Genomic DNA, 14,054 nt, shown 5'->3' on the forward strand with positions numbered 1-14,054 from the left:
TCTCCTCAGGACATCAAAAGCCGAAGCCGGGGGCGGCAGTGCCACCTTTTTTCGGCTTGGACGGAGTGGCGGCCTTTGCGGGCTGCCGGGCGGAAGGCGTCGGCAAAGCCGGCCCGGGCGCGAAGGCGCCCACGGTCGGCGTCGCGCTGCCCGACGGGGCCATGGTCGGCTTGGGGCGTTCGCCGCCGGCCTTGTTGCCGACCAGGTCGCCGCCGATGATCCGCTCGAAATCGTCGGGCGCCTTGTAGCCGTCGGTCGGCAGCGCGATCTGGCTCGCGTTGACCGGCTTGACCAGATACGGCGTGATCACGATCACCAGCTCGGTCTCGTTGCGGCGGAAGCCGTTCGAGCGGAACAGCGCGCCGAGCACGGGGACGTCGCCGAGGCCCGGCGTCTTGTCGATCGAATTGTCGTGGCTGTTCTGCAGCAGTCCGCCGATCACCATGCTTTCGCCCGAGCCGAGCTCGACGGTGGTCTCGGCGCGCCGCGTGGTCAGCGCCGGAATCTGGGTTCCGGCGTTCGAGATCGCGCCGACCGTGGTGATCGTCGAGACCTCGGGCCGGACGCGCAGCGAGATGCGGCCGTCGGAAAGCACCGTCGGCGTGAAAGCGAGGCTGACGCCATACGGCTTGTACTCGACCGAAACCTGGCCGAGGCCCTGGCTCACCAGCATCGGAATCTCGCCGCCGGCCAGGAAGGTGCTGGTCTCGCCCGAAAGCGCGGTGAGGTTCGGATTGGTGAGCGTCGTCACCTGGCCGATCCGCTCGCCGAGGTCGAGCGCGCCGAGCACGTCGAGGCCGAGCAATTTGCCGGCCAGGCCGAGCGTGCTGAACTTCGAGCCGGCGGGGATATTGTAGGTCGAGCCGGTGCCCGGGAGCACGAAATCACCCTTTGCCGGATCGAACGGCAGGCTGATCGTGCCGGCGGGGAAGCCGAAGCGCGACGATGCATCGAGCAGCGGCAGATTCGCCAGGTTGGGCGTGCCGATCGAACTTGCAGGCAGCTGACGCGCGCCCGACGAGAGGCCGAACTGGAAGCCGCCCGTCTGGTCGCGGGTGAGCAGGTTGACGCCCACGTCCTTGACGAAGCTGCGGCTCACCTCGGCGAAACGGACCTGCAGATTGACCTGCAGCGGCGTCGCGGTCTTGAGCCGGTTGATCACCATGATCTTCAGCTGCGCTGCCGGATCCGAGATGTTGACCCCGGGATTGAGCGCGGCGAGCACGAGGTGCTGTGCCTGCTCGCTGTCGCTGGGCGAGGCGACGATGCCGGTGAGCACGGCCAGCTGCCCGACATGGGTGACCTTCACGTCCGCCTCAGGCATCGCGGCCTTCAGCATACGCTCCACCGACGTGATGTTCTGCGCGACGCGGACGTTGGTCGAATAGATCACGGTGCCGCCGGCGGTGGTGGCGTAGACCGTCGCTTCGCCGTTGGTCTTGCCGAACAAATGGATCTGGCGCGGGTTGGAGACATAGACGTCGGCCACCTCCGGGTTGGAGGTCCATACGTTGGTCACGCTGGCGGGGAGGGTGATAAGCTCGCCCTCGCCGATCGACAGCAGGACCTCGCGGGTCGGGCGCTGGGTGCCGACCGGAAGGTTGGCCACACGCGCCTTCTGGCGCGCTTGGGCCATCGCGTCGACCGGGAGGCTCATCGCCGCCGCCGCCATCACCGTGGCGGCAAGCGCCCGGTTCAGGTGAGTCTTGGTGCGCATCTTAGTGGTTTCCCCCGATCTCGACTTCGGTCACGGCGTTGCCCCGCGCGACGGTGACCACCGGACCCTTTTTCGGTGCTGCTGCGCCGGGAAAGGTTCCCGGGACGGCGCTTCGTGCGGCGCCGTCATCGGCCTTGCCGGGGACGGTGCTGCGTTGGAAGCGCGACACGTCGGCGCCGGTGGCGAAGCCGCCACGGCCTTCCATCGGACGCGCGGCTGCACGCGCCAGCATTTCCTTTTCCTTCTTCGGATCGCCGTCGGCGGGCACATCGACTTCGCCGCTGGCGATCGCTTCCTCGAGCTCGCCCTGATTATCGGCGATCGAGCGCAGCGAAATCGAAAGCGCACCGACGGTCTGTGCGACGGCGAGCTTCTCGGCGATCTTCGGAGTTGCTTCGACGGTGACCGTCGAGAATGTGGTGACGACGGTGTTGCCCTTGTCGTCGGTCTGCTTGTCGGTCTTCTGGTCGGTAGCGAGCACGCGCAGGTTGCGCAGGATCGTCTCCGATGCCTTGAGCGGCGGGCCATCGCCGCCGCCGGTGACCGTCTGGGTGAGCACCAGGTCGATGCGGTCGCCCGGGAAGACGAAGCCCGAAACATTGGCGCCCTGTGCGGACACGGGGACCGTGACGGCGCGCATGCCGGCTCCGAGCGCCGCGGCGAGGAAGCCGCGGTCGCCGGGCTTGACCAGCGCGCCCTGGGTGATCGGCTGACCCGCGGGAATCGCGAAACGGACGACGGTGCCCTGCAGCTTGGCCAGCTCGGTCTCGCTCTTGAGGTAATAGGCGCCCTCGATGAGTTCCTTGGGCCAGGCCACATATTTGAACGCAGTGGCGTCGAGAATCGTACCCACCGGCAGTGCGCGCGTCGCGACCATCACTTCGGTGGTGTTCTGCGGCGCCGCGGCGACGGGAATCGCTCCGGCGGTGGGCGTCGGCGCGCCGAGCACGAGGCTGCGCGCCATGAACGCGGTCACTGCGGCTACAACAAGTGCGCCGACGAGCAGAATGAGCTTGCGTGCATCCATTTCGCTTCAAGCCTTTTCAATAACATGGCCGGTCCAGTGCGCCCGGCGTTAAGCATCAAGTAAACTGGTTAAAAATCGGTTCGCGAAGAATGAGCAGTGTCGAAATCGCAATCGCCACGCCGTACGGCGTCTCGGGAACGATCCCTCCGCGCCGCGCCGCGCGCATCGTCCAGATCAGTCCGGCGCCGATCGCGGCAAGCGCCGCGATCACGCCGATTCCCCCGAACAGTGGCGCGGTCGCGACCAGCGCGAGGAACCGCGACCAGCCGGCAAAGGCGAGCGCAAGCAGGCCGGCGACGGCGAACGCGATCGGTGCGATCGTCCGCCACGGCAGCTTGGTCGGTCCGCCGCGAAGCTGCACCCAGCGCTCCCCCACCATCACGAGCGTGAGCGCGCCGCCGATGAGCGACATCAGCACCAGCATTCCGACAAGGGGTTGTACCGGTAGCCACAGCGCCAGAGCGCCGAGCAGTTTGACGTCGCCGCCGCCCATTTGCCCAATGGCAAAGGCGCCGACGAATACGCCGAAGACGAAGCCCGCAACGCCGAGCTGGATGGCCATATCGGGCCAAAGCGCCAGTCCGTTCGCCCACCACCAGAGCGGCGCGAGCAAAGCGATCGCCGCGTTTTTCCAATTGGCGATGTTGCGCGAACGTGCGTCCTCGACCCCGGCCGAGACCAGGAGCAGGCCGAGCGCGCTCAGCAGCAAGGTAAGAAAGACGTCCCCCATCCCGCCTGAGACCTAGACGGGATGGCTTATCAAAACGTAACCAAGCCCCATGGCAACTTCCCGTATAGACCGACGTTCGCTTCCAGCCGGCGCCCGCATCGACCGCTGGGCGGCACCCGACGGTTGGGAGCATCGGACTTTCGACTGGCCCGCCGAAGGCCCGGCGCGGGGTTCGATCCTGTTCCAGGGCGGGCGCGGCGATATCTTCGAGAAATATCTCGAGAGCTTCGCGCACTGGCATGCGGCGGGCTGGAACGTGACGTCGTTCGACTGGCGCGGGCAGGGGGGCTCGGGGCGCCTGACGCCCGCGAAGAATTGCGGGCATATCGACGACTATGCCGATTATGTGGACGATCTTCGTCACTTCTGGTCGCATTGGGTGAAGGCGAATCCTGGGCCGCACGTCGCGATGGGGCATTCGATGGGGGGCCATCTGGTGCTGCGCGGGCTCGTCGAAGGCGTCATCGCACCCGACGTCGCCGTGCTGGTGGCGCCGATGCTCGGGTTCAAGCCCGGCATCTTCGGCCGCTTCGCCGAGCGCGCCGCACGGTTCCTGGGCGGCCTCGGCAATCCCGCGCGTCCGGCGTGGAAGGGCAATGAGAAGCCCTATACCACCGAGACCCGCGCGTCGTTGCTCACCCATGATCCCGATCGCTATGCCGACGAGATCTGGTGGCAGACGCACGATCCCTCGATCCTCACCGGCCCGCCGAGCTGGCGCTGGGTGATCGAGGGCTTCCGCTCGATGCGCGAACTCGCCGCCGACCCGCGGCTCGCGCAGATGCGGGTGCCGGTATTGATGCTGATCGCCGAATATGACGGGCTGATCGACGGAAAAGCCGCGCTCGTTCTAGCGCCCAGCCTGCCCGACCTGCATCTCGTCACCTTCGGCAAAGAGAGCGCGCACGAGATCCTCCGAGAAGCCGACCCAGTCCGCGACCGCGCGCTCGGGGAGATCGATGCGTTTCTGGCGAAGCGAGCACCGCAGGCGTGAGCCGTTACGATATTGCGATCGTCGGCGCGGGGATTGCGGGCGCCAGCCTCGCCGCCGAGGTGGCGCCGCATGCGCGCGTGCTGTTGCTCGAAGCCGAAGACCGGCCCGGCTACCACGCCACCGGGCGCTCGGCGGCGTTCTGGTCGGAGACCTATGGCGGTCCGGACATCCAGCCGCTCACCACCGCGTCGGGGCCGTTGCTGGCGGCGGGGGGTTTTCTGGAGCCGCTCGGCTCGCTGCATATCGGCCGCGCCACGGAGCAGGGGCGAATCGAGACGTTCCTCCGAGAATTCGAGGGCTCGGGGGTGGCGCTGCAGGCAGTCGACCCGCGCGAGACGCTGCCGGGCCTCCGCCCCGAATGGACTCTCGGCGTGTACGAGCCCAGCTGCGAATATATCGATGTCGGCGGTCTCCACGCCGCCGGTCTTGCCGTAACGCGGCGCGCGGGTGGCGAACTCGTCGTGTCGGCAACACTCGAGGCCGCGGTTCGCGAGGGGGGGCGGTGGCTGCTCGATACCCGTGCGGGCCGGTTCGAGGCCGACATCCTCGTCAATGCCGCCGGCGCCTGGGCCGATTCCGTCGCGGCGATGGCGGGCGCACGGCCGCTTGGGATACAGCCCTACCGCCGCACGATGCTCCAGCTACGCACCGATCCGGCACCGCCGCCACGCTGCCCGCACGTTACGCATATCGGCGGCAGCTTCTACTTCAAGCCCGAGGCTGGCGGACGGCTGTGGCTCAGCCCGCACGATGAGACGCGTTGCGATCCGGGCGACGCCGCGCCGGAGGAACTGGACGTCGCAATCGCCATCGACCGTTTCGAGCACGTCGTCGACTGGCGCGTCGCTGCGCTGGAACATAAATGGGCCGGGCTCCGCAGCTTCGCGCCCGATCGGCTGCCGGTTTACGGCTTCGACTCGCAGATCGAGGGTCTGTTCTGGTGCGCCGGTCAGGGCGGCTTCGGCATCCAGACCGCGCCGGCAGCGGCGAAGCTCGCAGCGGCTGTGCTGCTGGCGCGCGCGCCCGATGTCGAAATTAGCGCTATCGACCCCGGCCGCTACTCGCCAGGCCGGTTCGCCGTCTAATTCGCCGCAATTCCTCGGCCGATTGGTTCAGGGCGGGACAGCAATCTACTTGTTGCGCGTCGGTAACCATCAGTCGCAAGCAAAACGGTGACTTTGATAAAGACGGAATTTGTGCGGTTGCGAAGAAATTCGTTCGCGACGAACCGCGGGCGGTGGTACTGCGCGACTCATGCAAGGCACCGCGCTTCCCTATGAATATCAGATCGATGTCGCTGATGACGACATCGACTTCATGGGCCATGTCAACAATGCGAGCTACCTGAAATGGGTGCAGGATGCGGTGATCAGCCATTGGCGGGGGCTCGCTCCCCCCGAGGCCGTAGCGCAGCATCTCTGGGTCGCGCTGAAGCACGAGATCACCTATCGGCGCCCTGCCTTTCTCGAAGACGACGTCGTCGCGACGGTCCTGCTCGAAAAGGTCCACGGCGCGCGCGTCTTCTATGAGACGATCATCAAGCGCGGCACCGACGTGCTCGCCGAGGTCAAATCGAGCTGGTGCTGCCTCGACGCCGAGACGCTGCGCCCCGCGCGGATCGCACAGAATGTGATCGACCACTTCTTCGCGAAGATCGACGACCAACCGTAAGACGTCGCAACGGAGTGTCTGCGATCAGGCGGGGAACCAGTCGCCTTGGACCAGGTTGGGGGAGTATGATGCTCCCATTCTCCCGAGAAGCAAATTGAACGAACAGATTTCGAAAGGGCCGGCTGGCCCTGTGTTTGTTACTGACGCGAGCGCAATGCCCACGGGCGCTCAGGGTTATGGGCCGAATCGCAAGGAGCGCCGCAGGATTGCAGCCAAGGCTCCCCGCGCTGCCGTCCCTCCCTGTTCCTGCTGTCACGGTCCTGTACCCGATTGATCGGGCGGGAAGCCTGTCAGCCGCGTATGAACAGGTTGCGCAACCAGAGGGGGCCGTTGCGTCCGGCACTGCGCCAATCCAGCTCATCGGAATCGCTCGGCTGATACCCGCGAGGATCGAACAGCTTTAGCCGGGCGCCCTTGAACGCGGCGGTGTTGAAGGTGACCAGGCTCAGGCCGTGCTCCAGCGCTGTGGCGGCGAACAGCGCGTCCCGGGTTTCGGCGAGCATGATCTGGCCGCGGCGGCGGGCGACCGCAGTGTCCAGCGGCAGGATATGCCCGTCGAACGCCGGCACCACTTGATCGTCGATCCAGTTTCGCAGAGTTGCCCCCGCCGCCTTGTCGCGCCCTGCCGTCGTGGCGACAGCCGCTTCGAGCTCGACCAGGCTGATTGCGGAGAGGAACAGCCGTTCGCGTGCCACGCCGGCAGCCCAGGCGGCGAGCCCGGCATCGCACTGCCCGGCGCGCGCCTTTCGAAGCTCGAATAATATCGGCGTGTCGAGCAGGTACATCAGTGCATCTCGGGCCCGTCCCAGCCTTCGCGCGGCACGCGCTCGGCGTTGGGAAGGCCGGGCATCGCGAGAAGGTCGACGATGCTTTCCCGCTTCCCGCTCAGCCGGCGGAAAGTGTCGATGCTCATCAGGACATGGGTCGGCTCGCCGCGGTCGGTAACGAACAGTGGTTCGAGTCGCGCAAGTCGCTTGGCGGCGCTCACGTCCTGGTTGAATTCGCGGCTTCCGATCACCTTCATTTGTACCTACGTCGCTATATTGTCCGCGTTGTCATGTAGGCACGTTACTACCCTGTGGGCCAGTTGCAACAGAAAGCGGATCTGAACCGGAAAAATGCACATCGGCCGATGAATTGCAGTTGCGTGCCCTCATAGAGCGGGGCTTGCTGATGCGGTGCGAGAGGCAGGCAAGCTGCCCCGCGGGGACAGATGGGGGAGGTTATATGCTCGATTTGATCGAAAATGCCTGGTTTACGCTTACCGATGTGCTGAGTCCGCACGGTCCGGCCGTGAACGCCGTGAAGAGCTACACGCCGGGCGATTTCAGCGTTCACTTCTTCCTGCAGCTGGCAGTGATCATTCTCGCCTGCCGCGTGGTGGGCTGGCTGGGGCAGAAGTTTCTCAAGCAGCCGCAGGTGGTCGGCGAGATGATCGCAGGAGTCGTGCTCGGGCCGTCGCTGCTGGGGCTGTTCTTCCCCGACCTCCAACTCGCGATCTTCCCCAAGGAAACGCGCAACGTCCTCTATGTCGGCGCGCAGCTTGGCGTCGGCCTCTACATGTTCATGGTAGGTCTCACGCTGCGACTCGATCACTTCCAGTCCAAGGCGAAGAGCGCCGCCACGGTCTCGGCTGCCGGCATCGCCGCGCCTTTCCTGCTCGCTGCGCTGATCACGCCGTTCCTGCTCACCGTGCCGGGGCTGTTCACGCCCGGGATCAGCCAGTCCAACGCCACGCTGTTCATGGGCGCCTGCATCGCCCTGACTGCCTTCCCGATGCTTGCCCGCATCATCAATGAGCGCGGTCTCGCCAATTCGTCGCTCGGCACGCTTTCGCTGACCGCCGGGGCATTCGACGACGCGGCTTCGTGGTGCGTGCTCGCGGTGGTGCTCGCCACCTTCGGTGCCGGACCGGGCGTCGCGGTGATCGCGATCGGTGGCGCGCTGCTCTATACCGGCTTCATGGTCGTGTTCGGGCGCAAACTGCTCGAGCCCCTGGGCCGCGCTGTCGAGAAGCGGGGAGAGATGAGCACTCAGGTGCTCGCGATCACCATGCTGCTCTTCTGCCTCTCGGCCTTCGTGATGGACGCGATCGGCATCCACGCCATCTTCGGAGGCTTCCTGATGGGCGTGTGCATGCCGCGCGGGCTGTTCGTCGAGGAGCTGAAACGCAAGGTGGAGCCGCTCGCAGTCGTCCTGCTGCTGCCGATGTTCTTCACCTATTCGGGTCTCAACACACGGATGGACATGGTCAATTCGGTGTCTCTGCTGCTGATCGCACTGGGCATCCTGCTGGTCTCGGTCCTCGCCAAGTTCGGCGCCTGCTACGCCGCGGCACGCCTCTCCGGCGAGGATAACCGCACCGCGCTCGGCATCGGCGCGCTGATGAACTCGCGCGGACTGATGGAGCTGATCATCATCAACATCGGCCTGCAAAAGGGCATCATCGGCCCCACGCTCTTCTCGATGCTGGTGCTGATGGCGATCATCACCACCGTGATGGCGACCCCGCTGTTCGAAGCGGTCTACGGCAAGAAGGCCCGCGAGACCGGCGAACTCGACCAGATCGACGGCAAGCTCGCCACCGCCTGAAGTTCCTCCTGTGCCCGCTCCGCGCGCGTCGCGGGGCGGGCCTTTTTCCGAGATAAATCCATGAGGCACACTCTCACCGCAGCGGGCCTGCTGGCGTGCGGCACGGCGCATGCGCAGGACGTGAAGCTCACGCCGAGCGTGGATGCGCGGTTGCGCTATGAGCATGTCGACCAGGCCGGATTGCCGCGTAATGCCGATGCCGTCACGCTGCGCGTGCGGCCCGGAGTGACGGCCAGTTGGAACGGCTGGTCGGCGCTGGTCGAAGGCGAGGGCGTGGTCGCGCTCGCCGATGATTACAACGACGGCACCAATGGCAAAACGGCATTTCCGCTGGTCGTCGATCCGGAGAATATCGAACTCAACCGCGCCCAGCTCCGTTACGCCGGCAAGGACGGGCTCGCCGTCACCGCCGGCCGTCAGCGAATCGCGCTCGTCGACGAACGCTTCGTCGGGCCCGCGGCATGGCGGCAGAGCGAGCAGACCTTCGACGCGGTCCGCTTCCAACTCGGCAAATCGGAGGGGCTGAGTGCGGACCTGAGCTATGTCCGCGGCGTGCGGACGATCAACGGCAGCAACGGCTCCGGCGCGCGACCCGTGGCGATCGGCGGCGACAATGTCTTCGCGCTGCTCAATTACGGCACGAAGTTCGGCACGCTCGCCGGATTCGCTTTCCTGGTCGATCAGGACCAGGCGGCGGTGCAGGGCTTTCGCCTGTCGAGCCAGACCTATGGGATACGCTTCGCGGGTGCCGCGCCGCTCGGGAGGCAGGTCAAGCTCGGCTATGTCGCGAGCTGGGCGCGCCAGAGCGACTGGCACCGCAACCCCAACGACTATGCCGCGACCTATTGGCTCGGCGAAGCGAACCTGATTGCCAAGGGCCTGACCGCGACGCTGGGTCAGGAAGTGCTGGGCGCTGCCCAGGGCACGCCCCTCACCAGCGTGCAGACTCCGCTCGCCTCCTATTTCAAGTTCAACGGCTGGGCCGGCAAATTCGGCACCACCCCGCCCAATGGTCTGCGCGATGTCTATGCCACGCTTGGCCATGGCTGGAAAAGGCCCGGCCCGTTCGACGCACTCAACCTCGCCGCCACCTGGCATCGCTTCGACAGCGACCGGCTGAATCTGCATTACGGCGACGAGCTTGACTTGCTCGCCAGCGTCAAGCGCGGCCATTACGCGCTGTCCGCGCGCTACGCCCACTACAAGGCCGACGCGTTCGCCACCGATACCGACAAATTCTGGCTGCAGGTGGATTGGTCGCTCTGACCGCCTGGCGGGCGCGGGACTTTAGAGCGACGCCCCTGCATTGATCTCGCGGATCAGCGCGCGGTGCGTCGGCAAATCCTCGACCGCGCGTTCGCCGAAGCTGCGTATCCGCGCGAACAGCTTCGCCGCCGCCTCGGCATCCGGGAAGTCCGCGCGTGCCGCGGACAGATCGGTGCGGAAGCCCATCCCATAGAGGATGTATTGATAGTTGAAAAAGGCGAAGCTCTCGACATCGAGCGTGAAGTCGAAGCGGCTGGGCGGGCGATGGCGCCACTGGCGGAGCAGTTGCTGCAGCGCTTCGGGGATCGAGGCCGGATCGGCATTGTCGCGCCAGAACGGCTCGTCGCGCATGCTCAGGCAGTAATGGAGCTTGAGGAAGTTGATGATGTTCTCGTAGCGCGCCGCCATCAGCTGGTTGAAGCGCGCGGCGGGTGCGTCGACGGGGCCGCTGTGCGGAAACAGGTCGGCGATCATCGCAACGGCGGCTTCGATGAGCACGACGCCGGTGGATTCGAGCGGCTCGAGAAACCCGCCGGACAGCCCGACCGCGACGCAGTTCTTCGCCCATTGCGTTTCGCGATAGCCCGGCTCGAACGGGATGATCCGCGCCTTGTAATCGTCATGGCCGATATAGGCGCGCAGGATCGCGGCGGCGTCCTCGTCGCGCATGTGCGCCGAGGAATAGACGCAGCCGATGCCGCGCGCGCTTTCGAGGCTGATGTCCCAGGTCCAGCCGGCCTCGTGCGCGGTGGCGATGGTGAGGCTCTCGATCGGGGCGTCCGGGTCGGCGTATGGGATCTTGCAGGCGAGCGCGCGGTCGGTGAACAGCTGATGCTTGGCGGACTTGAACGGAACGCCGAGCGCCTTGCCGATCAGTTCGGCGCGAAAGCCCGAGCAATCCAGATAGAGGTCTGCTTCCAGCGCTCCGTGCTCGGCAGTCCGGATGCGTGCGATGCTCCCATCTTCCGCCAGATCGACCCCGGTCAGCAGGCCCTTCAAGTGCCGGACGCCGAGATCCACTGCGCGCGCCTCGAGCGTCTGGGCGAGGCGCCGCGCATCGAAGTGATAGGCGTAATTGAGCGGCCCGGCATAGGCGCCCTCACGCCCTTGCTTCGGCGCGCAGCAGGCTTGGGCGACGCGATTCTGGATCGTCACCGCCTCGGCGAAGGACGCGCGGGTCGCCTCGTCCTGAAGCAGCCAATAAGGGATCAGGCTCGTGCTCTCGGTGTGAAAGGGTGCTTCAAACGGGTGCAGATACTGGTGTCGCGTCCCGTCTCGCGGCGCGTGCAGCCAGTCGTCGAAGCGGATGCCCTGCTTGAAGGTCGCCGAGGCTTCCCGGATGAAACGGGCCTCGTCGATTCCGAGAAACTGGAGCGTCGCGCGGATGGTCGGAAACGCACCTTCGCCGACACCGATGATGCCGATGTCCGGCGATTCCAGCAGCGTGATCGGAATCCGGCCCGCGAAGAAGCGCGCGAGATAGGCGGCGGCGAGCCAACCCGCCGTTCCTCCGCCAACCACCAATATCCCGCGATCTCTGGGCATCGCCGGTCACTAGCGCAGTAACGCTGCGGGGTGAACAGCTAACCCTGAATGAGGCCGTGAAGTCAGCCTTTACCTCGAAAGGCGAATCTGGCCGCCAGCGTGGATTCGCGCGTTGCCGTCGCGGTGCGCGCGCAAGGCATTGCCGATCAGTCCGAAGAAGGCGCCGCCCTCGGGGCGCCGGCGATAGTTCCATTCGGGGTGCCATTGCACCCCCACTACCGGCGCGCCGCAGGGGTGCGCGGTAAAGGCCTCCACCAGTCCGTCGTCGGTCGCGACGGCTTCGGCGACGAGATCGCTGCCAAGCCGGTCGATCGCCTGCTCGTGCACCGAATTGACTCGCAGCCGGGTTGCGCCGAGCGCGGCGGCGAGCATGCCTTCGGGCGCGAGCAGAACATCATGCTCGTGGTCGAACAGCGCTTCATAGGGCGAGTCCGGCTCGGCCCGCTTGTGCGTTTCTGGTGCGCAGGTCAGCGTGCCGCCGAACAGCACGTTGAGCTCCTGCAGGCCGCGGCAGATGCCGAACACCGGCCGACCGCGCTCGATCATCCGTGCGCTGAGCGCGAGCGCGACTTCATCACGGTTCTCGTCGAGCCGGTCGCGCCCGCAGGGCGGCCCGCCGTAACGGCTTCCGGCGACGTTCGATCGCGCGCCGGTGAGCAGCAGTCCGTCGAGCCGCTCCGCCAATTGGGCGATGTCCATCGCATTGGGGATGGCGGGCACCAGCAGCACCGTCGCGCCGGAGACATGCACCAGCGGCTCGATGAAGCGACTGGCAACCGCCTGGATCGGCCGTTCGGCAGTCTCGTTGCAGCACAGAACACCGATCAGCGGCTTCAGGGGTTCGACCGCAGGGCGCGCCACGAAGCGTGCGGTCACGATATCGTCAGCCCGAGTTCGGCGGCTACCAGCGTACCCGCGGCGGCATCCAGGATTCGCGCCTCGGGCTGGATGACGACGCTGTCGGGCGGCACGTCGCTGAGCAGCCAGACATTGCCCCCGATGGTCGATCCGCGCCCGATCGTCACCCGCCCGAGGATTGTCGCGCCGGCATAGATCGTCACATCGTCCTCGACGATCGGATGCCGCGCGAATCGCTCGCGCGGACCGACGCGGGTCAGGCCGAGCGGGGCGCGCGCGCCCAGCGTGACGTGCTGGTACAGACGGACATTGCGACCGATGATCGCCGTCTCGCCGATCACCACGCCGGTGCCGTGATCGATGAAGAAGCTGGGCCCGATCGTCGCGCCGGGATGGATGTCGATGCCGGTGCGTGCATTGGCGAGTTCGGAAATCGCGCGCGCGACGATCGGCGCGCCGAGCGCGAACAGCTGGTGCGCGATGCGATAGTGCAGCACCGCATGCGCGCCGGGATAGCTGACGAGGATCTCGTCGGCGGTGCGCGCGGCGGGATCGCCGACGAACGCCGCCTCGATGTCGCTGTCGATGAGCAGGCGAGTCTCGGCAAGGCCGGCTGCGAACAGGCGCACCACGGTGTCGGGCTGATCGGCGTCGAACGGCTGGTCGCACCAGCCGCCCCAATATTCCAGCTCCTTCGCCACCTGCGCCCGCAACGTCGCCAAAGCGCGGCGCAACGCCTCGGCGACGAAATCATCCTCGCGTGCCGCGCCGCCGCGAAAGCCGCCCAGCCGTACCGGGAACAGAGCCGCCGAGAGATCGCGCATCCCCTCGGCAAGTGCGTCGGGGCTCGGGAAGCTCGAGACCGGGTGGCGCCCGGCCTGACCTTCCCGCCAGGTCGAGCGCGCGGCGTCGAGCGCGGAAACCGCCTGGGCGACCTCCGCCGCATACGGCGAGGCGAGGAAGTTCGCCGTCACGGTCGCTCGTTCGCCGGGTGCGGCTGCGGCACGGTGCGCAGGTACGACGTGTGTTCGGTCCATCCTTTGGGAAAGAGCGCGCGCGCTTCGTCTTCGCCGAGCGACGGCAGGATGATCACGTCGTCGCCCTGCTTCCAGTCGGCCGGAGTCGCGACCTTGTGGCTGTCGGTCAGCTGGAGGCTGTCGATCGTGCGAAGTATTTCGTCGAAGTTTCGCCCGGTCGAGGCGGGGTAGGTGAGGGTGAGCCGCACGCGTTTGGCAGGATCGATCACATAGACGGTGCGCACCGTCGCAGTGTCCGAGGCGTTGGGATGGATCAGCCCGAGCAGGTGGGCGATGCGCTGGTCGACATCGGCGATCAGCGGGAAGTTGAGCGCGGCGCCCTGGGTGCGGGCGATATCGTTGGCCCAGTCGAGATGGCGGTCGACCGGATCGACCGAGAGGCCGATCACCTTGACGCCGCGCTTGTCGAACTCGGGCTTGAGCCTGGCGACAGCGCCCAGCTCGGTGGTGCAGACCGGCGTGAAATCCTTGGGGTGCGAGAAGAGCACCACCCAACTGCTTTCGGCCCAGTCATAGAAATTGAGCGTGCCGAAGGTCGATTCCTGAGTGAAATCGGGAACGGTGTCGAAGAGCTTGAGGGACATGGATGCCTCCGATGCTGCTTTGAGTTCAGGCCG

13 protein-coding genes and 1 pseudogene are annotated in these 14,054 nt (G+C 66.4%); 5 read left to right on the forward strand and 9 right to left on the reverse strand.

The window, feature by feature from the left end:
• Positions 1 to 13 precede the first annotated feature (13 nt).
• From E5A73_RS07820 to E5A73_RS22010, 3 genes and pseudogenes are all read right to left on the reverse strand, one after another.
• On the reverse strand, positions 14 to 1,717 hold the full coding sequence (locus E5A73_RS07820; RefSeq protein ID WP_135963264.1) for a type II and III secretion system protein family protein: 1,704 nt from the start codon (positions 1,715 to 1,717) through the stop codon (positions 14 to 16).
• Position 1,718: 1 nt separating this feature from the next.
• On the reverse strand, positions 1,719 to 2,744 hold the full coding sequence (gene cpaB / locus E5A73_RS07825; protein WP_135963265.1) for a Flp pilus assembly protein CpaB: 1,026 nt from the start codon (positions 2,742 to 2,744) through the stop codon (positions 1,719 to 1,721).
• Positions 2,745 to 3,122: 378 nt separating this feature from the next.
• A pseudogene (locus E5A73_RS22010) lies at positions 3,123 to 3,474 on the reverse strand (A24 family peptidase); the annotation flags it as partial.
• A 49-nt stretch (positions 3,475 to 3,523) separates the two neighbouring features.
• Between E5A73_RS22010 and E5A73_RS07835 the strand changes: the two are divergent.
• From E5A73_RS07835 to E5A73_RS07845, 3 genes are all read left to right on the forward strand, one after another.
• The gene (locus E5A73_RS07835; protein ID WP_135963267.1) at positions 3,524 to 4,468 is read left to right on the forward strand and encodes an alpha/beta fold hydrolase; all 945 of its coding nucleotides are present in this window, start codon (positions 3,524 to 3,526) and stop codon (positions 4,466 to 4,468) included.
• Positions 4,465 to 5,553 carry an NAD(P)/FAD-dependent oxidoreductase gene (locus E5A73_RS07840; RefSeq protein WP_135963268.1) on the forward strand — a complete coding sequence of 363 codons (1,089 nt, stop codon included), beginning with the start codon at positions 4,465 to 4,467 and terminating at the stop codon, positions 5,551 to 5,553. The genes E5A73_RS07835 and E5A73_RS07840 overlap by 4 nt, the downstream gene beginning before the upstream one ends.
• A 169-nt stretch (positions 5,554 to 5,722) precedes the next feature.
• The gene (locus tag E5A73_RS07845) at positions 5,723 to 6,139 is read left to right on the forward strand and encodes an acyl-CoA thioesterase (RefSeq protein WP_135963269.1); all 417 of its coding nucleotides are present in this window, start codon (positions 5,723 to 5,725) and stop codon (positions 6,137 to 6,139) included.
• Between the two features lie 290 nt (positions 6,140 to 6,429).
• Here the strand turns inward: E5A73_RS07845 and E5A73_RS07850 are convergent, their stop codons facing one another.
• On the reverse strand, positions 6,430 to 6,924 hold the full coding sequence (locus E5A73_RS07850) for a PIN domain-containing protein (RefSeq protein WP_135963270.1): 495 nt from the start codon (positions 6,922 to 6,924) through the stop codon (positions 6,430 to 6,432).
• Positions 6,924 to 7,163 carry a type II toxin-antitoxin system Phd/YefM family antitoxin gene (locus E5A73_RS07855; protein WP_135963271.1) on the reverse strand — a complete coding sequence of 80 codons (240 nt, stop codon included), beginning with the start codon at positions 7,161 to 7,163 and terminating at the stop codon, positions 6,924 to 6,926. Before E5A73_RS07855 ends, E5A73_RS07850 begins: the two co-directional genes overlap by 1 nt.
• Positions 7,164 to 7,366: 203 nt before the next feature.
• On the opposite strand from E5A73_RS07855, the gene E5A73_RS07860 reads away from it, so the two are divergent.
• Complete coding sequence (locus E5A73_RS07860) at positions 7,367 to 8,731, forward strand: cation:proton antiporter (RefSeq protein ID WP_135963272.1); 1,365 nt, start codon at positions 7,367 to 7,369, stop codon at positions 8,729 to 8,731.
• A 60-nt stretch (positions 8,732 to 8,791) separates the two neighbouring features.
• The gene (locus tag E5A73_RS07865; RefSeq protein ID WP_135963273.1) at positions 8,792 to 9,997 is read left to right on the forward strand and encodes an alginate export family protein; all 1,206 of its coding nucleotides are present in this window, start codon (positions 8,792 to 8,794) and stop codon (positions 9,995 to 9,997) included.
• Positions 9,998 to 10,018: 21 nt separating this feature from the next.
• On the opposite strand, the gene E5A73_RS07870 is transcribed toward E5A73_RS07865, so the two are convergent.
• The 4 genes from E5A73_RS07870 to E5A73_RS07885 all read right to left on the reverse strand — a co-directional run bounded on the left by E5A73_RS07870 (position 10,019) and on the right by E5A73_RS07885 (position 14,021).
• The gene (locus tag E5A73_RS07870) at positions 10,019 to 11,542 is read right to left on the reverse strand and encodes a tryptophan halogenase family protein (RefSeq protein WP_135963274.1); all 1,524 of its coding nucleotides are present in this window, start codon (positions 11,540 to 11,542) and stop codon (positions 10,019 to 10,021) included.
• A gap of 69 nt (positions 11,543 to 11,611) precedes the next feature.
• On the reverse strand, positions 11,612 to 12,418 hold the full coding sequence (locus tag E5A73_RS07875) for a gamma-glutamyl-gamma-aminobutyrate hydrolase family protein (RefSeq protein WP_240700084.1): 807 nt from the start codon (positions 12,416 to 12,418) through the stop codon (positions 11,612 to 11,614).
• On the reverse strand, positions 12,415 to 13,374 hold the full coding sequence (epsC, locus tag E5A73_RS07880) for a serine O-acetyltransferase EpsC (RefSeq protein WP_240700085.1): 960 nt from the start codon (positions 13,372 to 13,374) through the stop codon (positions 12,415 to 12,417). Before epsC ends, E5A73_RS07875 begins: the two co-directional genes overlap by 4 nt.
• The gene (locus E5A73_RS07885; RefSeq protein WP_135963276.1) at positions 13,371 to 14,021 is read right to left on the reverse strand and encodes a peroxiredoxin; all 651 of its coding nucleotides are present in this window, start codon (positions 14,019 to 14,021) and stop codon (positions 13,371 to 13,373) included. Before E5A73_RS07885 ends, epsC begins: the two co-directional genes overlap by 4 nt.
• Positions 14,022 to 14,054 lie beyond the last annotated feature (33 nt).

The sequence above is a fragment of the Sphingomonas gei genome (genome assembly GCF_004792685.1).
GTDB lineage: Bacteria > Pseudomonadota > Alphaproteobacteria > Sphingomonadales > Sphingomonadaceae > Sphingomonas > Sphingomonas gei.